Origin of the sequence: Streptomyces sp. NBC_00258 (assembly GCF_036182465.1) — a bacterium.
In the GTDB taxonomy this organism is placed as follows: domain Bacteria; phylum Actinomycetota; class Actinomycetes; order Streptomycetales; family Streptomycetaceae; genus Streptomyces.
In genome coordinates this window covers 8,893,759-8,914,701 of the sequence record NZ_CP108081.1, presented here as the reverse complement: position 1 = coordinate 8,914,701, position 20,943 = coordinate 8,893,759, and the positions used below count along the sequence as shown (strand labels likewise).

Here is a 20,943-nt window from a genome sequence, read left to right as displayed (position 1 = left end):
GTCTGTCTCGGCATCGGGTACGGTCCGATCCGGGACGACGCCCGACGAGGGCCTCGGCGAGGGCGAGGGAGGGGCTCACCCATGGCGACCATGGTCGACGTGGCCCGGAGCGCGGGCGTGTCCGTCGCGACGGTCTCGCACGTACTCAACGACACCCGCCCGGTGCGGCCGGCCACCCGCCAGGCCGTGCTCGACGCCATCGACGAACTCGGCTACACGCCCAACACCCTGGCCAGATCGCTCGTCACCTCGCGCACCCGGTCGATCGGGCTCGCGGTGTCGGCGATCAGCAACCCGTACTTCACGGAGATCCTGCAGGGCGTGGAGGCCGGCGCCCTGGAGCGTGGCTACAGCCTGCTGATTGCGGATCCGCACGACGATCCGGTGCATGAGCGCAAGGTGGTCCAGCTGCTGCACGAGCGGCGCGTGGACGGCATGCTCGTCGCACCGTCCGCGCACCCGGAGGAACTGCTCGGCTATCTCGGGCGGCACGACGTACCGACGGTGTTCCTGGACCGGCTGGTCGACGACGGCCGGACGCCGCCAGGTTTCACCTTCGACCAGGTCTGCGCGGAGAACGCCGAGCCCGTCACGCTCCTGGTCAGGCATCTCGCCGAGCTGGGTCACAAGAGGATCGGCCTGGTCGCGGGCCTGCCGGGGCTCAGCACGACGAGTGAGCGGATCTCCGGCTACCGGCACGGCCTGGCGTACGCGGGACTCCCGTACGACGAGCGGCTCGTGGTCCCCGGCAACTCCGAGGCGGCGGGCGCCGAGCGCGCGACCGAGGCCCTGCTGTCCCTCCCGGCACCGCCCACGGCACTGGTCACCGCCAACAACGCGATGACCATCGGCGCCCTGCGGGCCGTGCGCGAGAGGGGCCTGTCCGTGCCCGGTGACCTGGCTCTGTGCTGCTTCGACGACTTCTCCTGGGCGGACCTCTTCTCGCCCCGGCTCACCGCGATCTCCCAGCCCAGCAAGGAGATCGGCGCCCGGGCCGTACAGCTGCTGCTCGACCGGCTGGACTCCCCCGGCCGCGAGGCCCGTACGGTCCGGCTGCCCTCCGCCTTCATGCACCGCACCTCGTGCGGCTGCCCCGAGAAAGGATCCGACTCGTGATCGTCGTCGCCGGTGAGGCCCTGATCGATCTGGTGCCGCGTGAGGCGGGCGCGCTCGCGGGGCTCGACCCGCGGCGCGGCGGCGGCCCGTACAACACGGCGGTGGCGCTGGGCCGTCTCGGCTCCCCCGCGGCCTTCTGCTCGCGGATCTCGCGGGACGCCTTCGGCGAGGCCCTGGTCGGCGGACTGCGCGAGGCGGGCGTCGACGTGTCGTCCGTGGAGCGGGGCGCCGAGCCGACGACCCTCGCGGTCGCGTCGATCGGCGCGGACGGTTCGGCCCGTTACTCCTTCTACGTCGAGGGCACCGCGGACCGGCTGTTCTCGGCGCCCTCCCAACTCCAGGACGGGACAAGGGCGGTGTCGTTCGGCACCTGTTCGCTCGTACTGGAGCCGGGCGCGACCGCGTACGAGGAACTGATGCGGATCGCGTCCGCGCAGGGTGTGTTCACCGCGCTCGACCCCAACATCCGCTCGGTGCTGATCCCGGACGCGGACGCCTACCGGGCCCGGTTCAAGAGCTGGCTGCCGTCGGTGTCGCTGCTCAAGCTGTCCGAGGAGGACGCGGAGTGGCTCGGCGGCACTCCGCGCGAGTGGCTGGCCTCGGGCCCATCGGCCGTGGTCGTCACGCGGGGCGGAGACGGGCTGACCGCCTTCACCCGTGACGGCGCGGAGTACTCCGTGCCGGGCGAACCCGTCGACGTGGTGGACACGATCGGTGCGGGCGACACGGTGAACGCCGCGCTGCTGCACGGCCTCGCAGCCCGCGACGCGCTCTCCGGGCCCGCGCTCGCGGGTCTGGGCGCCGACGGATGGGCCGAGTTGCTGGGGTTCGCCGCACGAGCCGCGGCGATCACCTGCTCACGGGCGGGCGCGGAACCGCCGTACGCGCATGAGTTGGGCGTTTTCTGACGGGCCCGAGTTGAGCAGCTGATTGTGCAACGCGCCGCGTCCCACGAGAACTTGAGTTCTCGTGGGACGCGGCGCGTTGTGCGTGGCGTATGTACGCGGCCGAACGAACCGCCTCAGGCCTTGCGGGCCCTCGTCGTCTTCTTCGCCGGGGCCGCCTTCTTCGTGACCGCGGCGGCCTTCTTGGTGGCCGTGTTGTTGGTGGCCTTTTCGGTGGCGGTCTTGGCCGTCGCCGTCTTCTTTGTCGTCGACCTGGCGGCCACCGCCTTCTTGGCGACCGTCCTGCGCGGGGCGTTCACCTGCGAGGCGTCGCTGACGCGCTCGGCTCCCAGGACCTCTCGGAGGAACTTGCCCGTGTGGCTGGCCGGAACCCCGGCGACCTCCTCGGGTGTGCCCTCCGCGATGACGAGGCCACCGCCGCCACCACCCTCGGGGCCCATGTCGACGACCCAGTCGGCGGTCTTGATGACGTCGAGGTTGTGCTCGATGACGATGACCGTGTTGCCCTTGTCGACCAGGCCGGACAGCACGGTGAGCAGCTTGCTGATGTCCTCGAAGTGCAGACCGGTGGTCGGCTCGTCGAGGACGTACACCGTGCGTCCGGTGGAACGCTTCTGGAGCTCGCTGGCGAGCTTCACCCGCTGGGCCTCACCGCCGGACAGGGTGGTCGCGGACTGGCCGAGGCGGACGTAGCCGAGGCCGACGTCGTTCAGCGTCTTGAGGTGGCGGGAGATCGCCGGAACCGCCTCGAAGAAGTGCATGCCTTCCTCGATCGGCATGTTCAGAATGTCGGCGATGGACTTGCCCTTGTAGTGGACGTCCAGGGTCTCCCGGTTGTAGCGGGCGCCGTGGCAGACCTCGCACGGGACGTACACGTCCGGGAGGAAGTTCATCTCGATCTTGATCGTGCCGTCGCCCGAGCAGTTCTCGCAGCGGCCGCCCTTGACGTTGAAGGAGAAGCGGCCGGGCATGTAGCCGCGGACCTTCGCCTCGGTCGTCTCGGCGAACAGCTTGCGGACGTGGTCGAAGACTCCGGTGTACGTCGCCGGGTTCGACCGGGGGGTGCGGCCGATCGGCGACTGGTCGACGTGCACGACCTTGTCGACCAGGTCGTCGCCGTCCACGCGCGTGTGCCGCCCGGGAACGCTTCTGGCGCCGTTCAGCTCGCGGGCCAGGTGCGTGTACAGGATGTCGTTGACCAGCGTGGACTTGCCGGATCCCGAGACTCCCGTGACGGCCGTGAGGACGCCCAGCGGGAACGACACGTCGATGTCCTGCAGGTTGTTCTCGCGGGCGCCGTGCACCGTGAGCTGCCGGGACGGGTCTTGGGGGCGCCGGATGTCGGGCAGCGGGATGGCCTTCTTGCCGGACAGGTACTGACCGGTCATCGACTCGTCGTTGGCGAGCAGCTCCTTCAGGGAGCCGCTGTGGACGACCTTGCCGCCGTGCTCGCCCGCGCCGGGGCCGATGTCGACGATCCAGTCGGCGACCTTGATGGTGTCCTCGTCGTGCTCGACGACGATGAGCGTGTTGCCCATGTCGCGCAGCCGGACCAGGGTCTCGATGAGCCGGTGGTTGTCGCGCTGGTGCAGGCCGATGGAAGGCTCGTCCAGCACGTACAGCACGCCCACGAGGCCCGAGCCGATCTGGGTCGCCAGGCGGATGCGCTGGGCCTCGCCGCCGGAGAGGGTGCCCGCGGCGCGGTTCAGCGAGAGGTAGTCGAGGCCTACGTCGACCAGGAACCGCAGTCGTTCGTTGACCTCCTTCAGGACGCGCTCGGCGATCTTCTTGTCGCGGGCGTCGAGCCTCAGCTCGCCCAGGAAGTCCGCGCAGTCGCTGATGGACATCGCGGAGACCTCGGCGATCGACTTCTCCATGACCGTGACCGCGAGGACGACCGGCTTGAGGCGCGTGCCCTGACAGGTGGGGCAGGGCACCTCGCGCATGTAGCCCTCGAAGCGCTCGCGGCTCGCGTCGCTCTCGGCCTCGCTGTGCCGCCGCTTCACGAAGGGGACAGCCCCTTCGAAGGGCGTGGTGTACACGCGCTCTCTGCCGTACCTGTTGCGGTAGCGGACCTCGATCTGCGTCTTGTGTCCGTGGATCAGCGCCTTCTTGGCGCGCTGCGGAAGACCGGCGAAGGGGATGTCGGTCCGGAATCCCAACGCGTCCGCGAGGGCTCCGACGAGACGCCCGAAGTAGTCCTTGGTGTGGCCGTGCGACCAGGGGTGGATGGCGCCCTCGTCGAGGGACTTGTCCTCGTCCGGGACGATCAGCTCGGGGTCGACCTCCATGCGCGTGCCGATGCCGGTGCAGTCCGGGCAGGCGCCGAAGGGCGAGTTGAAGGAGAACGAGCGGGGCTCCAGCTCCTCGAAGGACAGGTCGTCGTACGCGCAGTACAGGTGCTCCGAGTACATGCGCTCGCGCTCGGGGTCGTCGGCGGGGAGGTCGACGAAGTCGAGCACCACCATGCCGCCGGAGAGACCGAGGGCGGTCTCCACGGAGTCGGTCAGCCGGCGCTTGGCGCCCTCCTTGACCGTGAGGCGGTCGATGACCACCTCGATGGTGTGCTTCTCCTGCTTCTTCAGCGTGGGCGGCTCGGTGAGCTGGATCGTCTCGCCGTCGACCCGGGCTCGGCTGTACCCCTTGGTCTGGAGATCGGAGAAGAGGTCGACGAACTCGCCCTTGCGCTCGCGCACCAGCGGCGACAGGACCTGGAAGCGGCTCCCCTCCGGCAGCTCCAGGACCTTGTCGACGATGGCCTGCGGCGACTGGCGCGTGATGGGGCGGCCGCACTCGGGGCAGTGCGGCTTGCCGATGCGCGCGAAGAGCAGACGCAGATAGTCGTAGACCTCGGTGATGGTGCCGACCGTCGAGCGCGGGTTGCGCGAGGTCGACTTCTGGTCGATGGAGACCGCCGGGGAGAGGCCTTCGATGAAGTCGACGTCCGGCTTGTCCATCTGGCCGAGGAACTGCCGGGCGTACGAGGAGAGCGACTCCACATAGCGCCGCTGGCCCTCGGCGAAGATCGTGTCGAAGGCCAGCGAGGACTTGCCCGACCCCGACAGGCCCGTGAAGACGATGAGCGAGTCGCGCGGGAGGTCGAGCGAGACATTCTTGAGATTGTGCTCGCGCGCTCCACGGACGATGAGACGGTCGGCCACGCCGGTCCGCACCTTTCTTGAGAAGAAGTGACAGGGGCGAGGCCCCCGGCTTTTCAGACGACGGGGCCCCCGTCTTTTTCAGACTAGAGGGAGCCACTGACAGCGCCGGTCTGGTTTCCCTGCTTCACAACAATCCCGGGCCCTCCAGCATGCCCGACGCCGCACCCGACCATATAGCACGCGCATTCGATTTACGGTGGCCGCCCGCAACCTTCACCCAAACGTGTGGCGGGACTATCGTCGGGCCCATGAACGATCATGTGCGCGACCTGGCGTCTGTACGTGACGCGACCGAGCGGCTCCTCACCGCAGTCGGCAAACTGGACAACGCTTCCGTGGCCGAGCCGTCACCGCTGCCCGGCTGGAGCCGCGGCCACGTCCTGGCCCACCTGGCCCGCAACGCGGACGCCCTCGTGAACGTCCTCGAAGGCCGGCCCATGTACGTCTCCGGGGAGGCCCGGGACGCCGACATCGGGCGGGACGCCCCGCGCCCCCTGGAGACACAGCTCACCGACCTCCGCGAGAGCGCGGCCCGCTTCCAGGAGGCGGGGGCCGCGCCGGCGGACTGGTCCCGCACGGTGGAGCTGCGCAACGGCGTCACCGACTCGGCGTCCGGGGTGCCGTTCCGGCGGTGGATCGAGGTCGAGCTGCACCACGTCGATCTGGGGATCGGCTACGACCTGGAGGACCTCCCGGAGGAGTTCGTGGAGCGCGAGATCGTCTTCCTCACGGACCGCTTCGCCGGGCACCCCGAGGTGCCGCACACGCGCGTCACCGACGGCACGCGCGCGTGGAGCACGGGACGCGTCTCCGGAGACGGCGACACAGAGGGAGCCGAGGGCTCCGGGGGTGGTCCGGAGGTGACCGTGACCGGCCCCGCGCCCGCCCTCCTCGGCTGGCTCGCGGGCCGCCGCGACGGGTCGGCGCTGAGCGTCGACGGCGGTCCGCTGCCCGCACTCCCCCCGCTATAGGCTGAGCGTCATGACGTACAGCGGAGCGGTGACGGTCGGCGGCCCTGCGGATGTGCACGAGCTTCGGGATCTGATGATCTCCAAGGTCGCGGTCGGCCCGATGAACAACAACGCCTATCTGCTGCGCTGCCGGGCCACGGACGAGCAGTTGCTGATCGACGCGGCCAACGACGCCGGGACGCTGCTCACGCTGATCGGTGACGACGGCATCGCGTCCGTGGTCACCACGCATCAGCACGGCGACCACTGGCAGGCGCTCGCGGAGGTCGTGACGGCCACGGGCGCGCGCACGTACGCGGGGCGGGACGACGCCGACGGCATCCCCGTGCCCACGGACGTGCCCGTCCAGGACGGTGACACGATCCGGGTGGGGCACGTGGAACTGACCGCACGCCATCTGGTGGGGCACACGCCCGGCTCGATCGCCCTGGTCTACGACGACCCGCACGGGCACCCGCATGTGTTCACAGGTGACTGTCTCTTCCCGGGTGGTGTGGGCAACACACGTAAGGACGCGAAGGCGTTCGCCAGTCTGATCCACGACGTCGAGACGAAGATCTTCGATGCGTTGCCGGACGAGACCTGGGTCTACCCGGGGCACGGCGACGACACGACGCTGGGCGCCGAACGTCCGCATCTGCCGGAGTGGCACGCGCGGGGTTGGTGAACATCGCCGGGCGGGCGTCGGTGAGCCGCCCGGTCCCGACCCCGGGCTCGCGTTGGCCTACCGCCGCACACCGGACCGTCCCGGCGAACCGTCGGACACCGGGCGGGAGTTGGTGAGGCGTCCGATGTCGGGTGTGCTGTCCCCGGCCGTGCACGCCGGTGCGCGCCCCGTGTGAACGGAGCGCACACTCCGGTGCCCCGCACGCGCTCCCGGCGCACGGGGCGCGCGCGGTCCACTGGTAGTTGGTCCCGCACAGGATGACGGCTCCTGCGCGGACGGGTCGCCGGCCTGTCGATCCCCGCCCTCGGCCGGCGGCCCCGCCCTGGCAGCGGTGGCCGACGTCCGGCGGCCACCGCCCAGGACGGCGTGACGCCCTGGCGCCCCACGAGTTCACAGCATTGCAACACCGGTTCCCATCATGCGGACAGTTGCCCCTGTGACCTCGACAGACGGGCCTGCCCACTGCCACTCTCCCGCCATGTATCTTGCCCAACGCGCCTTGCGCCGTGCCGCGTCCACCGCCACCGTCGCTCTGCTCGCCGTCGCCGTCGGCTGCGCCCCGCAGCCCGAAGAGAAGGCCTCCGACAAGCCCTCCGGTTCCGGCGCCGAGTCGTGCGCCAAGGGCGAACTGGGCACCGAGGTCTCCGGGAAGCTGACCATCGCGACCGACGAACCCGCGTACGAGCCGTGGTTCAAGGACGACAAGCCGGCCAACGGCGAGGGCTTCGAGTCGGCCGTCGCGTACGCCGTGGCGAAGCAGCTCGGCTACGACAAGGGCGACGTCGTCTGGCAGAGCGTGCCCTTCAACAAGGCCTTCGCGCCCGGCGAGAAGACCTTCGACTTCGACATCAACCAGGTGTCGATCAGCGACGAGCGCAAGAAGGCCGTCGACTTCTCGTCCGGCTACTACGACGTGCGCCAGGCCGTCGTCGCGCTGAAGGACTCCAAGGCCGCGAAGGCGAAGAGCATCGCCGACCTCAAGGGCGTGAAGCTGGGCGCCCAGGTCGGTACCACCAGCCTGAACTACATCGACGACGTGGTGAAGCCGACCGAGGAGCCGGCCGCGTACGCGAAGAACGACCAGGCCAAGTCCGCCCTGAAGAACGGTCAGGTGGACGCCATCGTGGTCGACCTGCCGACCGCGTTCTACATCACCGCGGCCGAGGTGACGGACGCGAGGATCGTCGGGCAGTTCGAGAACCAGGGCGGTACGCCCGAGCAGTTCGGGCTCGTCCTGGACAAGGGCAGCGCGCTCACGTCGTGCGTGACGGACGCCGTGGACGCCCTGCGCGAGGACGGCACCCTCGCCGCCGTCGAGAAGCAGTGGCTGTCCGACGCCGTCGACGCACCGGTCCTCAAGTGACGGTCGTGAAGGAGGAGTCGGGCGGGGAACCGGAAGGAGACTCCGGCGAGGGAGACGCGCACGAGGCGTACGTCCCGTCGCGGCGGCGGATCGAGCGGGAGCGGTACAAGCGCTCCCGTGCCCGCCGCGCGACGGCGATCGCCGCGTTGTCCACCCTCGTGACCGGCATCGTCCTCTACCTGGTCGTCGTCAACGCGCCCGGCTGGCCGCGCACCAAGGAGACGTTCTTCAGCGCGCAGTACGCGCGCGAGGCGTTCCCCAAGGTCCTCGAAGGGCTGTGGCTGAACGTCCGGCTCCTGCTGGTGTGCGGGGCCGCGGTCCTCGTCCTCGGCATGCTGATCGCCGTCGCCCGCACCCTGCGCGGGCCGGTGTTCTTCCCGGTGAGGGCGCTGGCCGCCGCGTACACCGACTTCTTCCGCGGGCTGCCGCTGATCATCAACCTGATGATCGTGGTCCTGGGCGTGCCGGCGCTGCGGCTGCAGGGCATCACGGTCGACCCGGTGCTGCTCGGCGGGACGGCGCTCACCCTGACGTACTCGGCGTACGTCGCCGAGGTGTTCCGCGCCGGCATCGAGTCGGTCCACCCCTCGCAGCGCGCCGCGGCCCGCTCGCTGGGCCTGAGCAACCGTCAGGCTCTGCGGTACGTGGTGCTCCCCCAGGCCGTACGCCGTCAGGTGCCGCCGCTGCTCAACGACCTGGTGTCTCTGCAGAAGGACACCGGGCTCGTCTCGATCGGCGGCGCGGTCGACGCCGTACGCGCCGCGGACATCATCGTGGGCCGCAGCCTCAACTACACGCCGTACATCGTCGCGGGGCTGGTCTTCGTCGCGCTGACCATCCCGATGACCCGCTTCACCGACTGGGTCACGGCACGCATGGACCGGCGGCAGGCGCAGGGAGGGAGCATATGAGCGAGACGCCCAAGGAGTCCGGCGTGCCCGTGCTGCGGATGGAGGCCGTTCGCAAGACCTTCGGCGACTCGCTCGTCCTGCGGGACGTCGATCTGGAGGTCGCCCCGCACACGGTGACGGCTCTGATCGGGGCCTCCGGCTCGGGCAAGTCGACACTGCTGCGCTGCGCGAACCTCCTGGAGGAGATCGACGACGGCGCCATCTGGCTGGACGACGAGGAGATCACCGACCCCCGGGCCGACCAGGACGCGGTGCGCCGCCGGATCGGCGTGGTCTTCCAGGCGTACAACCTCTTTCCGCACATGACCGTCCTGGAGAACATCACGCTGGCCCCGCGCCGCGTGCACGGCGTGGACCGCGCGGAGGCGGAGGCGCACGCCCGTGAGCTGCTCGACCGGCTCGGGCTCGGCGCCAAGGCGGGCGAGTACCCGGACCGGCTGAGCGGCGGCCAGCAGCAGCGGGCCGCGATCGTCCGCGCCCTGGCCGTACGTCCCAGGCTGCTGCTCCTCGACGAGATCACCGCAGCCCTCGACCCGGAACTGGTGGGTGAAGTCCTCGCTGTCGTGCGGGACTTGAAGGGCGACGGCATGACCATGGTGCTGGCCACGCACGAGATGGGCTTCGCCCGGGACGTCGCGGACCAGGTCTGCTTCCTCGACGGCGGCGTCGTACTGGAACGCGGCACGGCCGAGGAGGTGTTCGGCGACCCGCGGGAGGAACGCACGAAGCAGTTTCTGCGACGGATCGTGGAGGCGGGACGGCTGTAGCCGACGGCCCGGCACCTCCCGTCAGGCCCTCCCGTCAGGCCCTTCCGTCAGGTGTCCGTCGTCCGCCCCGCTCCCGCCAGCGCCGCGACCCGCTCGACCCCGAACACGTACCCCTGCACTCCGCAGCCCGCGATCACGCCGTCGGCGCGCAGCGAGACGTACGAGTGGTGGCGGAACTCCTCGCGCTTGTGGATGTTGGAGATGTGGACCTCCAGCACGGGCAGCCCGTCGCAGGTGTTGAGGGCGTCCAGGATCGCGACGGAGGTGTGCGAGTAGGCGCCCGGGTTGATCACGATCCCGGAGTGATCGAGGCGTGCCTCGTGGATCCAGTCGACCAGCTCGCCCTCGTGGTTGGACTGGCGGAAGTCCACCGTGCCGCCGTGTGCGGCCGCCGCCTTGGCGCACATCGCCTCGACGTCGGCGAGGGTGTCGGAGCCGTAGATCTCCGGCTGGCGCTGCCCGAGGAGGTTCAGGTTGGGGCCGTTGAGAATCATGATCGGGGCGTTGGCGAGGGTGCGGGGCACGGTTCCTCCGGTCCGGTCGGGTGGCTCGGCCCGTTCGGGACCGCTGCTCAGACCCGGTTTATCACGGTGCGCCGACACCGGGACGGCCCCTACCCTCCCTCGCATGACGACTCCCGCGTACCCGCCCAAGCCCGTGCCCGGCGACCGGGTGGCCGTGCTCTCGCCGTCCGCCGCGCTGCCGGGGATCCTTCCGCTCCCGTACGAGTTGGGCCTGGAGCGGCTGCGCAAGGAGTACGGCCTCGAACCGGTCGAGTATTCGGCGACCCGGAGGATGGGTTCGACGCCCCAGGAGCGGGCCGACGACATCCACGCGGCGTTCGCCGACCCGGGCATCAAGGCGGTCATGGCGTCGATCGGCGGTGACGACCAGATCACCGTGCTGCCCCTGCTGGACCGGGAGTTGATCCGCGCCAACCCGAAGCCGTTCTTCGGGTACAGCGACAACACGAACCTGCTCGCCTACCTGTGGAACACGGGAATCGTCGGCTACCACGGCGCGAGCGTGATGTGTGAGCTGGGCCGGCCCGGTGCCATGGATCCGCTGACCGCCGAGTCCGTGCGGGCGGCGCTCCTCACCTCGGGCGAGTACGAACTGCGTCCGGCCGAGCGGTGGCGCGACGTCGACCGCGACTGGGCGGACCCGGCGACCTTCGCGTCGGAACCGGAGACCCGGCCCGGCACCGGGTGGACCTGGGTCAACGCCGACCGGGTGGTGGAGGGCCGCAGTTGGGGCGGCTGTGTGGAGATCCTGGCCTGGCTGCTGATGGCCGACCGGGAGATCCCGCGCGACCTCTCCGTCCACGACGGCGGCGTGCTCTTCCTGGAGACCACGGAGGAACTGCCGAGCGGTGAGGAGGTCTTCCGCGTCCTGCGGAGCATGGGCGAGCGCGGACTGCTCCGACGTTTCTCCGCACTCCTGATGGGCCGGGCGAAGACGTGGTCCTTCGAAAGCCCCAACAGCCCGGAGGAGGGCGCCCGTTACGCGGCGGAGCAGCGCGCGGCCGTGCTGCGCGCCATGGAGGCGTACGCCCCGGACACCACGATCGTCTTCGATGTGGACCTCGGGCACACCGACCCACAGATCGTCATCCCCTACGGGGGAGTGATTCGCGTGGACGGTCCCGCCCGGCGCATCACGGTGACCTACTGAGGCCCCTGGGCCCCCACGCGCCCCCGTAACCCATGGTGACCGTGGGTAGTTGACGCGGCATGCACCGTGCACGCACAGTAAAGCCCCCTTCCATGCCGCGGCTCGCGGCCGCCTCGCTCGCCGGGACGGCCATCGAGTTCTACGACTTCTTCGTCTACGGGACGGCTGCCGCGCTCGTCCTGGGCCCGCTGTTCTTCCCCACGTTCTCGCCGGTGGCGGGGACGCTGGCGGCCTTCGGAACGTTCGGGGTCGGCTTCGTGGCGCGGCCGTTGGGCTCGGTGCTGTTCGGGCACATCGGGGACCGGCACGGACGACGGCCCGTTCTCGTCATCTCTTTGTTGCTGACCGGCGCGGCGACCGTCGCGGTCGGTTGCGTACCGACGTACGAGTCCATCGGTACGGCCGCTCCCGTGCTGCTCCTCGTGTTGCGTTTTCTGCAGGGGCTGGGGCTCGGCGGGGAGTGGGGCGGGGCGGTGCTGCTGACCGCGGAGCACGCTCCGGCCGACCGGCGCGGGCTGTGGTCGAGCTTCCCGCAGATCGGGCCGGCGGTGGGGTTCGTCCTCGCCAACGGGGTGATGCTGGTGCTGTCGGCGACGCTCTCCGACGCACAGTTCGCGAGCTGGGGTTGGCGGGTGCCGTTCTGGGCGGCGGGCGTACTCGCGGCGGCGGGGCTGTGGCTGCGTTCCTCCCTGGCGGAGAGCCCTCAGTTCCTCGAACTGCGCGAGCACGCGCGCGTGCCGCTCGTCGAGGTCGTACGCGAACACTGGCGGCTCGTCCTGCTGACGGCGGGGGCGCTCGCGATCGGATACGCGGTGTTCTACGCGGTGACGACCTGGTCCCTCGCCTACGCGACCGAGCGGCTCGGGGTGAGCCGTACGGTCATGCTGGCCTGCATCATGGCGGCCGTCGTGGTGAAGGGTGCGCTGACTCCGGTGGTGGCGATTCTCGGCGACCGCTACGGACGGCGGCCGCTGTGCCTGGCGGGGTGTGCGGGTACCGCCCTGTGGATGTTCCCGATGATCGCGCTGCTGTCGACGGGCGAGCCGCTGCTGATGTTCCTCGGTTTCCTCGTCGCGCTGATCGCGTTCGTGACGATGTTCGGCGTGATCGCCGCGTATCTGCCGGAGCTGTACGAGCCGCGGGTGCGGTGCACGGGTGCGGCCGTGGGCTACAACCTGGGCGGCGTGCTCGGGGGCGCGCTCACGCCGATCGTGGCTACGGCGGTCGCCGAGCAGAGCGGGCGGGTTCCCTGGGGTGTGGCCGCCTATCTGACGGGCATCGCGCTGCTCAGTCTGGGGTGCTTCGCGTTGCTGCCGGAGACCCGGCCGGTGGCTGTCGTGGCGGCGGAGCCGGCCACGGGGTGAGGCGGGCTCGGGCCCGCGTAATCGCTGGCGTAAGCGTTTACGCGGCCCCGCGGAGCACGCTTGGCTCCACTGATACGCCCAAGAGCTCGCAGAACAGGTTCAAAGGCGACTGCGGACCGTCTGTGGCTGATCGCGCAGTTCCCCGCGCCCCCACGGGGCCCGGGCCCGGCCCTTACGGGTTGATCGCGAGTTCCAGGTACGCCGCGAACAGGACCAGGTGGACGCCGCCCTGGAGTGGCGTGGCCCGGCCGGGGACCACTGTGAGGGAGCTGACCACCACGGTCAGGGCGAGCAGGACCATGTGGGTGGCGCCGAGGCCGAGGACGAGCGGGCCGGATAGCCAGATGGACGCGACGGCCACGGCGGGGATGGTGAGGCCGATGCTGGCCATCGCCGAGCCCAGGGCGAGGTTCAGGCTGGTCTGCACCCGGTCGCGGCGGGCGGAGCGCAGTGCGGCGATCGTCTCGGGGAGCAGGACGAGCAGGGCGATGATCACGCCGACCACGGAGTGCGGCATCCCGGCCGCCTCCACCCCGGACTCGATGGTGGGCGACACGCCCTTCGCGAGACCGACCACGCCGACGAGGGCCAGGCCCAGGAGTCCCAGGCTGATGCCCGCGCTTCTGGAGGACGGGGCGTCGGCGTGATCGTCCGCGTCGATCACCTCGCCCTGCCGGGTGATGGGCAGGAAGTAGTCGCGGTGCCGCACGGTCTGGGTCGCCACGAACAGGCCGTAGAGGACGAGCGAGGAGAGAGCGGCGAAGGTGAGCTGGGCGGTGGAGAACTCGGGGCCCGGCTTGCTGGTGGTGAACGTCGGCAGCACCAGGCTGAGCGTGGCCAGTGTCGCGACGGTCGCGAGGGCGGCGCCGGTGCCCTCCGCGTTGAAGACGGCGAGCCCGTGCCGCAGTGAGGCGACGAGCAGGCTCAGGCCGACGATGCCGTTGCAGGTGATCATCACGGCCGCGAAGACGGTGTCGCGTGCGAGTGTGGAGCTCTTGTCGCCTCCGTCCGCCATCAGGGTGACGATCAGCGCGACCTCGATGATCGTGACGGCGACGGCGAGGACCAGTGAGCCGAAGGGTTCGCCGACCCGGTGCGCGACCACCTCGGCATGGTGGACGGCGGCCAGCACGGCCCCGGCCAGTACCAGCGTCACCACGGCGACGACGGCGCCGGGCAGATCGCGGCCCCAGGTGAAGGCCAGCAGGACGACCGCCAGCGCGGGCACGACGGCCGTCCACTGCGTCACTAGTGACCGGAGCCGAACGATCATGCAGCGATCGTCGCAGACGTGAACGGGGCCCGCACTCCGGTCGTGCGGGCCCCGTTCACGGGGCGCATGGGCTACTTGAGCGGGCCCATCTCCCGTACGTCGCAGTTGGTGTAGGTGCGCTCGCCGATGCACAGCGCGCCCAGTCGCTCCGCCAGCTCGGCCGTCTCGGGGGCGTCGCTGTTGCTCATGGCCTCCTCGTACGAATCGAATTCGATCAGGGCCAGATAGCGACGGGGGTTGTCGCGGTCCTGCAGGAGCATGCGGTGCGTGGGACCACCCGGCCTGCCGGCGTTGCGCTCCCCGGTTTCCTGGAGCAGCTGCTGCATCTCGTCCAGGCGCTCGGTCTCGAAGTCGATGATCTGCACGAACTTCATCGGTGTCTCCATCCGGCCACGGCGTCCCCGGGCCGGGAAACGCGCTCAGGAAACAAGCAAGCACCGGGAGCGGTGGTCGGCAATTCGCCGCGGGCCGCTCCCGGTACTGGTTGTTTCTACGTCCGACGTGGTCAGGCCTCGATGCTGTCCTTCGGAGCGCCTTCGTCGTCGCTCTGCGCCGCCTCGGCCGCCGCCTGCTTCTTGGAGGCCATCAGGCTGGTGATCGTGGTGACCACCAGGACCGCGCAGATCACGCCGAGGGAGACCGGGATCGAGATCTCCGGGACGTGGACGCCGGACTCGTGCAGCGCGTGCAGCACGAGCTTGACGCCGATGAAGCCGAGGATCACCGACAGGCCGTAGCTGAGGTGGACCAGCTTCCTGAGGAGTCCGCCGATCAGGAAGTACAGCTGCCGCAGACCCATCAGCGCGAACGCGTTGGCCGTGAAGACGATGTACGGGTCCTGCGTCAGGCCGAAGATCGCCGGGATCGAGTCGAGCGCGAAGAGCACGTCGGTGGTGCCGATCGCGAGCATGACGACCAGCATCGGCGTCATGACCCGCTTGCCGTTCTGCTGGATCCACAGCTTGGTGCCGTGGTAGCGGTCGGCGACACCGAAGCGCTTCTCGGCGGCCTTGAGGAGCTTGTTCTCCTCCCAGTCCTCGTCGGACTCGTCCGCCCGGGCCTCCTGGATCAGCTTCCAGGCGGTGTAGATGAGGAACGCGCCGAAGATGTAGAACACCCACGCGAAGCTCGCGAGGATCGCGGCGCCCGCGGCGATGAATATCGCGCGCAGGACGAGCGCTATGAGCACACCGACCAGCAGCACCCGCTGCTGGTACTGCGTGGGCACGGAGAACTTCGCCATGATCAGGACGAAGACGAAGAGGTTGTCGACGCTCAGCGACTTCTCGGTGATGAAGCCGGCGAAGAACTCTCCGGAGGGCTGGCCCCCGGAGAAGACCAGAAGTCCGAGGCCGAACAGCGCGGCCAGCACGATCCAGACGATCGTCCAGATTCCGGCTTCCTTGATTGATACGTCGTGCGGCTTGCGGCCGATGAAGAAATCGACCGCGATGAGGGCCGCGAGGCCCACGATCGTCAGGACCCAAAGGGTCACGGAAACATCCACTGCGCCTCCGGCAGTACGTAACGGCAAATGTCAGCGTCGTCGCTGCCGGAGGTCTCTTCCACCCGATGCAGGTGGGGCGCGTGACGCGCCCGGTGCACTCGGGCCGACGCCCCGGGATCTGAACCAGATCCGTATTGACGGGTACGCCGCAGTAGGTAGGGAGTACTCCCCTCCGCACGGACGACAGTACCCCAATCACCAAGGAAAGGTAAAGAGATTAGTAAAAGAAGGACCAAAAGTGCTGGTCAGGCGACTTGAAGAACTCTTGGTAAAGCGTGTGCAGGGGCCTCAGCGGTTCCACGAGCGGCGGGCCGCCGCGACCTGGGTGAGGACGTGCTGGAGCACCTGGCTGCCCGGAGGCACGCGCGAGGGGTCGTAGGTCCACGCGTGCCCGACCCACGGGTCGGCGAGGTGGTCGTCGGGCACGGGTGTGAGCCGGAGCAGCGAGCGCCACAGCGGGTCGAGCAGCGGTCCGTAGGCGGTGGCGTCCTCCCGGTCGGCGACCAGCATGAGGTGGACGCCGACGGCCGGGCCCTCGTCCGCGAGATAGCGCAGCTGGGTCACCGCGCGGTCGTCGAAGCCGTGCGGGAAGTCGTTGACGATCAGCAGCTGCTCGGCCGGGTCGAGGTCGGGCGGCAAGGAGTCGGCCGCACCGCCGCGGATCGCCATCTGTACGAGATCGACGCGTTGCGTGAGCCGGCCCAGTACGTCGGTCACCCCTGCCGCGCCGACGGCGGGCGGGCCGTTGAGCACGCCGGTCTGTACGAGGGGCGCGAGGGACGAGGCGCCGGAGCCCGCCGGGTCGATGACATGCAGCGTGTACTCGCCCGCCGGATAGACGGCGAGGAGCCGGGCCGCGATCGCCACCGCGGTGTCCATGCCGAGGCGGCGCAGTTCGTCGGAGTCGGCGATCGAAGCGTCGGAGGATCCGGAGCGTCCGCTGTCGATCCACAGACCGCGCTCCAGCGGCAGCCGCACCAGCATCGGAATACTCAGGCCCGCGCTCTCGGGCAGGTGGAGGTCGCCCAGGCGCAGGGCCATGGGGATCTCCATCGGGACCCGGTAGCCGTGCCAGACAGGGTTGTCCCAGCGCGCGAAGGCGGGCGGCAGCGCGGGCTCGACGACCTCTGCCTCGGCGGTGAGCTGGGCGAGGTCGCGGTCGAGGGCCTCCCTGGCCCGGTCGATCAACTGGGAATGCTTGGCGCGGGCGGCCTCACGCGCCGCGTCGCCCTGTCCGCCGATGCGGCTGCGCGGGTCGGACAGGACCTTGTCGAGTTCCTGCTCCATACGCGACTCGGCGAAGTCGACCGCGCTGCGGTACGCGGCCGTGGCGCGGGCCAGGTCCTCGAACATGCCCCACACCTGGTTGTACAGGCGCTCCTCCATGGACCAGCCGGTCGCGTCGCCCGCGACGGGCTGCGCGGGCTGTCCCGGCCGGGCCGGGGGCGCTGTCGGCGGGGGCGGCGGAGGCGCGGCGGCCTGCCGTCCCGGGTGGCTGTAGTCGACGGGTCCGCCGGCTGCGGCACCGGCGGGCTGGGTGACGGCGGACGGGTCCGGCTGCGCGGGCCCTCCGGGGTGGCCGCCCTGCGGCGTCGTGTGTCCGGGAGCGCCGGACGCCGTGTGTCCCTGCCCTCCCGGGTGTCCGTGCTGCGGTGATACGTGGCCGGGGGCGCCCTGGGGCGTGGCTCCGCCCTGGTTCTGACCCAGCGCCGGGGTCGCGGCGTGCCGTGAGCGGTCGCCCTCCGAGGTCCGCGGCGGGGGTGCGGCGACCGAACGGGCGAGGCCCTGGGCGACCGCTTCGTTGATGCTGCCCGCGAGTTGGTGGGCCTGGGGCAGGCCCTGGTCGGCGAGGAGTTCGGCGAGGCCGCCCGCGTATCCCTGGCCGACGGCTCGGACCTTCCAGGCACCCTGCCTGCGGTAGAGCTCCAGTGCGACGACGGCCGACTCGGCGTCGAGCCCCGTGATCGTGTAGCTGGCGACCTCGGAGCCGTCGAGTCCGGTGACCGCGACGAAGGGCGCGGCGACGGAGCCGAACCTGACCGGCCCGCTGCCTCCGGACGGCAGCGCGAGCAGCACGCTGACCCGGTGCACGGACTCGGGCAGGGCGTCCAGGTCGCACGCGAGGCGGTGGTCGGCCGCCGCCTGCTTGGAGACCTCCAGGCCGGGCAGAGTGGGTGAGCCCGGATGGGCCACCCACTCGACACCGTGCACCGTGCCCTGTTCGTCGCTGAGCGTGGCCCCGGCCACGATCGGTTTTCCGGCCGACACCCGGATCTCAAGTCGGGCCTGGGGCAGCGGGTGGTTCTGCCCCCGGACCAGCTCAGCCGTCATCGCCTTCGTTCCCCCTATGTGCTCGTGCGCCGGGTGCCGGGTTGCCTACAGGTGCGGCAGGATCGCCGGCATCAGGTCCTGGAAGGTGCGGCCGTTGGCCGGCGTACCGAGAGCGGTCATCTGCCAGCCCGCGCCCGCGCGGTGGACCTTCGCCATGATCTGCGCCGTGTACTGGCCGCCGCCGGCCAGGGTGTAGCGGGCCAGCTCCTGGCCGTTGGTCTCGTCGACCAGACGGCAGAACGCGTCCTGCACCTCCTGGAAGGTCTGGCCCGTGAACGAGTTCACGGTGAAGACGATCTGGTCGATGTGGACCGGGATGCGCGCGAGGTCGACGAGGATCGCCTCGTCGTCGCCGCCCTGGCCCACGCCGCCGACGAGGTTGTCACCGGTGTGGCGCACGGAGCCGTCGTCGCTGACGAGGTGGCGGAAGAACACCACGTCGACCGGCTGCTTGTCCGCGAACAGCACGGCGGACGCGTCGAGGTCGATCTCACGGGTGCGAGAGCCGAACAGGCCACGTCGCGGAGCGGCCTGCCAGCCGAGCCCCATGCGGACCGCGGTCAGCGTGCCTCCGTCGTTCTTCTGCAGACTGATGGCCTGACCCTTGGTCATGTTGACCGTCACGCGCTGTTCCCCTCTCGAACTGTCCCCTGTTGCCGCAGAGTCCTGCGGTTGACCAGCAACCCTACGCAGAGCCACTGACAGCGCCGAACCCTGGTGCACACTTTGTGTCGGTCTTGCAACACAGCGCGCCACTCCGGGCGTCAGGCGATGCCCGCTTCCTTCATTTGTCGCAGCTCCTTCTTCATCTCCGAGACCTCGTCACGCAACCTCGCGGCGATCTCGAACTGCAGGTTCGCGGCGGCCGCGCGCATCCGCTGCGTCATCTCCTCGATCTGCTCGGCGAGTTCCGCCGCGGGCCGGTCGGTCGGGACGGACTCCTTGGCCTTGCCCTTGGCGGACTTGGCCCCCTTGGCGGCCTTCCCGCCGAGCGCGGGCACGGGTGCCTTGGCGCCCTTGCCGTCCGACGACTTGCGATAGCCCGAGCCGAGCAGTTGTTCCGTGTCGACGTCCTCGCGGGCGATCTGCGCCACGATGTCGTTGATCTTCTTGCGGAGCGGCTGCGGGTCGATGCCCCGCTCCGTGTTGTACGCGACCTGCTTCTCCCGGCGGCGGTTGGTCTCCTCGATGGCCTTCTCCATCGCCGGGGTGATCTTGTCGGCGTACATGTGGACCTGGCCGGACACGTTGCGGGCGGCGCGGCCGATGGTCTGGATCAGGGAGGTGCCGGAGCGCAGGAAGCCCTCCTTGTCGGCGTCGAGGATCGACACCAGGGAGACCTCGGGCAGGTCGAGGCCCTCCCTGAGGAGGTTGATGCCGACGAGGACGTCGAACTCGCCGGCCCGCAGCTCGCGCAGCAGCTCGACGCGGCGCAGGGTGTCGACGTCACTGTGCAGATAGCGGACCTGGATGCCCAGCTCGAGGAAGTAGTCGGTGAGGTCCTCGGCCATCTTCTTGGTGAGGGTGGTGACCAGGACGCGCTCGTCCTTCTCGGTGCGCTTGCGGATCTCGTGCACCAGGTCGTCGATCTGGCCCTCGGTGGGCTTGACGACGACCTCGGGGTCGATGAGGCCGGTGGGGCGGATGATCTGCTCGACGAAGCCGTCGCCGCGCGAGAGCTCGTACTTGCCCGGCGTCGCCGACAGGTAGACGGCCTGGTCGATGCGCTCCTGGAACTCCTCCCACTTCAGGGGGCGGTTGTCCAGGGCGGACGGCAGCCGGAAGCCGTGGTCGACGAGGGTGCGCTTGCGGGAGGCGTCGCCCTCGTACATCGCGCCGATCTGCGGGACCGTGACGTGCGACTCGTCGATGACGAGCAGGAAGTCGTCCGGGAAGTAGTCGATCAGCGTGTTCGGCGGGGAGCCGGGCTCGCGGCCGTCGAAGTGCATCGAGTAGTTCTCGACGCCCGAGCAGGAGCCGATCTGGCGGAGCATCTCCAGGTCGTACGTCGTGCGCATCCGCAGCCGCTGGGCCTCCAGGAGCTTGCCCTGCTTCTCCAGCTCCGAGAGGCGCTCGCCCAGTTCCTTCTCGATGTCGTTGGCGGCGCGCTCCAGGCGCTCGGGCCCCGCGACGTAGTGGGAGGCCGGGAAGACGTACAGCTGCTGGTCGTCGCTGATGATCTCGCCGGTGAGGGGGTGCAGCGTGGAGAGGGCCTCGATCTCGTCACCGAACATCTCGATGCGGACGGCCAGCTCTTCGTAGACCGGGAAGATCTCGATGGTGTCGCCACGGACGCGGAACGTGCCGCGGGTGAAGGCCAGGTCGTTGCGCGTGTACTGGATGTCGACGAAGCGGCGCAGGAGGTCGTCCCGGTCGATCTCGTCGCCGATCTTGAGGTTGACCATGCGGTCCACGTACTCCTGCGGCGTGCCCAGGCCGTAGATGCAGGAGACCGAGGCGACCACGACGACGTCCCGGCGGGTGAGCAGCGAGTTGGTCGCGGAGTGGCGCAGGCGCTCCACCTCCTCGTTGATCGAGGAGTCCTTCTCGATGTAGGTGTCCGACTGCGGGACGTACGCCTCGGGCTGGTAGTAGTCGTAGTACGAGACGAAGTACTCGACGGCGTTGTTCGGCAGCAGCTCGCGGAACTCGTTGGCCAGCTGGGCGGCCAGAGTCTTGTTCGGCGCCATCACGAGGGTGGGGCGCTGGAGCTTCTCGATCATCCACGCGGTGGTGGCGGACTTGCCGGTGCCGGTCGCGCCGAGGAGGACCACGTCCTTCTCACCTGCGCGGATACGCCGTTCGAGGTCGGCGATGGCAGCGGGCTGGTCGCCGCTGGGCTGGTAGGGGCTGACGACCTCGAAGGGCGCCACCGTGCGTTCGATCTTGGATACGGGCCGCATGGGTTCCACCGTACGACCCCGCACTGACAA

At 69.9% G+C, this 20,943-nt stretch carries 17 protein-coding genes; 9 read left to right on the top strand and 8 right to left on the bottom strand.

Annotated elements, in window-relative coordinates; translation table 11 throughout:
• Positions 1-81 precede the first annotated feature (81 nt).
• Together OG718_RS39700 and OG718_RS39695 are read left to right on the top strand one after the other, a co-directional pair.
• Complete coding sequence (locus OG718_RS39700) at positions 82-1,116, top strand: LacI family DNA-binding transcriptional regulator (RefSeq protein WP_306940592.1); 1,035 nt, start codon at positions 82-84, stop codon at positions 1,114-1,116.
• Entirely contained in the window at positions 1,113-2,024 is a 912-nt protein-coding gene (locus tag OG718_RS39695) for a carbohydrate kinase family protein (RefSeq protein WP_143637478.1), read from the top strand. The genes OG718_RS39700 and OG718_RS39695 overlap by 4 nt, the downstream gene beginning before the upstream one ends.
• A 113-nt stretch (positions 2,025-2,137) precedes the next feature.
• Here the strand turns inward: OG718_RS39695 and uvrA are convergent, their stop codons facing one another.
• Entirely contained in the window at positions 2,138-5,182 is a 3,045-nt protein-coding gene (uvrA, locus tag OG718_RS39690; RefSeq protein WP_328846479.1) for an excinuclease ABC subunit UvrA, read from the bottom strand.
• Positions 5,183-5,430: 248 nt separating this feature from the next.
• Here uvrA and OG718_RS39685 point away from each other — a divergent pair, with 248 nt between their 5' ends.
• The 5 genes from OG718_RS39685 (at position 5,431) to OG718_RS39665 (ending at position 9,861) form a co-directional block, all read left to right on the top strand.
• Entirely contained in the window at positions 5,431-6,153 is a 723-nt protein-coding gene (locus tag OG718_RS39685) for a maleylpyruvate isomerase family mycothiol-dependent enzyme (protein ID WP_328846478.1), read from the top strand.
• 10 nt (positions 6,154-6,163) lie between these two features.
• A complete protein-coding gene (locus tag OG718_RS39680; RefSeq protein WP_143637485.1) occupies positions 6,164-6,820 on the top strand; it encodes an MBL fold metallo-hydrolase in 657 nt (218 codons plus the stop codon).
• Positions 6,821-7,298: 478 nt separating this feature from the next.
• Positions 7,299-8,183 (top strand): ABC transporter substrate-binding protein, encoded by an 885-nt coding sequence (locus OG718_RS39675; protein ID WP_328846476.1) that lies wholly within the window; start codon positions 7,299-7,301, stop codon positions 8,181-8,183.
• Positions 8,180-9,094, top strand: coding sequence for an amino acid ABC transporter permease (locus OG718_RS39670; protein WP_143637491.1), 915 nt, complete (start codon positions 8,180-8,182; stop codon positions 9,092-9,094). The genes OG718_RS39675 and OG718_RS39670 overlap by 4 nt, the downstream gene beginning before the upstream one ends.
• Entirely contained in the window at positions 9,091-9,861 is a 771-nt protein-coding gene (locus OG718_RS39665; RefSeq protein ID WP_328846475.1) for an amino acid ABC transporter ATP-binding protein, read from the top strand. The genes OG718_RS39670 and OG718_RS39665 overlap by 4 nt, the downstream gene beginning before the upstream one ends.
• 47 nt (positions 9,862-9,908) lie before the next feature.
• Here OG718_RS39665 and aroQ read toward each other — a convergent pair whose 3' ends face one another.
• Positions 9,909-10,385 carry a type II 3-dehydroquinate dehydratase gene (gene aroQ, locus OG718_RS39660; RefSeq protein ID WP_328846474.1) on the bottom strand — a complete coding sequence of 159 codons (477 nt, stop codon included), beginning with the start codon at positions 10,383-10,385 and terminating at the stop codon, positions 9,909-9,911.
• 103 nt (positions 10,386-10,488) lie between these two features.
• Between aroQ and OG718_RS39655 the strand changes: the two genes are divergently transcribed.
• Both OG718_RS39655 and OG718_RS39650 read left to right on the top strand, forming a co-directional pair.
• Positions 10,489-11,535, top strand: a complete 1,047-nt coding sequence (locus tag OG718_RS39655; RefSeq protein WP_328846473.1) for a S66 family peptidase — start codon at positions 10,489-10,491, stop codon at positions 11,533-11,535.
• Between the two features lie 92 nt (positions 11,536-11,627).
• Complete coding sequence (locus OG718_RS39650) at positions 11,628-12,899, top strand: MFS transporter (RefSeq protein WP_306940584.1); 1,272 nt, start codon at positions 11,628-11,630, stop codon at positions 12,897-12,899.
• A gap of 172 nt (positions 12,900-13,071) precedes the next feature.
• On the opposite strand, the gene OG718_RS39645 is transcribed toward OG718_RS39650, so the two are convergent.
• The 6 genes from OG718_RS39645 to uvrB all read right to left on the bottom strand — a co-directional run bounded on the left by OG718_RS39645 (position 13,072) and on the right by uvrB (position 20,913).
• On the bottom strand, positions 13,072-14,172 hold the full coding sequence (locus OG718_RS39645; RefSeq protein ID WP_306940583.1) for a calcium:proton antiporter: 1,101 nt from the start codon (positions 14,170-14,172) through the stop codon (positions 13,072-13,074).
• 71 nt (positions 14,173-14,243) lie between these two features.
• The gene (locus OG718_RS39640; protein ID WP_143637511.1) at positions 14,244-14,546 is read right to left on the bottom strand and encodes a hypothetical protein; all 303 of its coding nucleotides are present in this window, start codon (positions 14,544-14,546) and stop codon (positions 14,244-14,246) included.
• Between the two features lie 131 nt (positions 14,547-14,677).
• Positions 14,678-15,679, bottom strand: coding sequence for a TerC family protein (locus tag OG718_RS39635; RefSeq protein WP_143637515.1), 1,002 nt, complete (start codon positions 15,677-15,679; stop codon positions 14,678-14,680).
• 288 nt (positions 15,680-15,967) lie between these two features.
• The gene (locus OG718_RS39630; protein ID WP_328846472.1) at positions 15,968-18,010 is read right to left on the bottom strand and encodes a TerD family protein; all 2,043 of its coding nucleotides are present in this window, start codon (positions 18,008-18,010) and stop codon (positions 15,968-15,970) included.
• Positions 18,011-18,055: 45 nt separating this feature from the next.
• Positions 18,056-18,634 carry a TerD family protein gene (locus tag OG718_RS39625; RefSeq protein ID WP_055615261.1) on the bottom strand — a complete coding sequence of 193 codons (579 nt, stop codon included), beginning with the start codon at positions 18,632-18,634 and terminating at the stop codon, positions 18,056-18,058.
• Between the two features lie 140 nt (positions 18,635-18,774).
• Positions 18,775-20,913: an excinuclease ABC subunit UvrB gene (uvrB, locus tag OG718_RS39620; RefSeq protein ID WP_143637520.1), complete on the bottom strand. Its 2,139-nt coding sequence runs from the start codon at positions 20,911-20,913 to the stop codon at positions 18,775-18,777.
• Positions 20,914-20,943 lie beyond the last annotated feature (30 nt).

What these genes read in the sequence shown, in the direction of transcription:
- OG718_RS39650 (WP_306940584.1), top strand. Translation starts at nt 11,628, where the DNA reads ATGCCGCGGCTCGCGGCCGCCTCGCTCGCCGGGACGGCCATCGAGTTC.
- uvrB (WP_143637520.1), bottom strand. Translation starts at nt 20,913, where the DNA reads ATGCGGCCCGTATCCAAGATCGAACGCACGGTGGCGCCCTTCGAGGTC.
- OG718_RS39665 (WP_328846475.1), top strand. Translation starts at nt 9,091, where the DNA reads ATGAGCGAGACGCCCAAGGAGTCCGGCGTGCCCGTGCTGCGGATGGAG.
- OG718_RS39655 (WP_328846473.1), top strand. Translation starts at nt 10,489, where the DNA reads ATGACGACTCCCGCGTACCCGCCCAAGCCCGTGCCCGGCGACCGGGTG.
- OG718_RS39685 (WP_328846478.1), top strand. Translation starts at nt 5,431, where the DNA reads ATGAACGATCATGTGCGCGACCTGGCGTCTGTACGTGACGCGACCGAG.
- OG718_RS39630 (WP_328846472.1), bottom strand. Translation starts at nt 18,010, where the DNA reads ATGACGGCTGAGCTGGTCCGGGGGCAGAACCACCCGCTGCCCCAGGCC.
- OG718_RS39680 (WP_143637485.1), top strand. Translation starts at nt 6,164, where the DNA reads ATGACGTACAGCGGAGCGGTGACGGTCGGCGGCCCTGCGGATGTGCAC.
- OG718_RS39700 (WP_306940592.1), top strand. Translation starts at nt 82, where the DNA reads ATGGCGACCATGGTCGACGTGGCCCGGAGCGCGGGCGTGTCCGTCGCG.
- OG718_RS39640 (WP_143637511.1), bottom strand. Translation starts at nt 14,546, where the DNA reads ATGAAGTTCGTGCAGATCATCGACTTCGAGACCGAGCGCCTGGACGAG.
- OG718_RS39645 (WP_306940583.1), bottom strand. Translation starts at nt 14,172, where the DNA reads ATGATCGTTCGGCTCCGGTCACTAGTGACGCAGTGGACGGCCGTCGTG.
- OG718_RS39675 (WP_328846476.1), top strand. Translation starts at nt 7,299, where the DNA reads ATGTATCTTGCCCAACGCGCCTTGCGCCGTGCCGCGTCCACCGCCACC.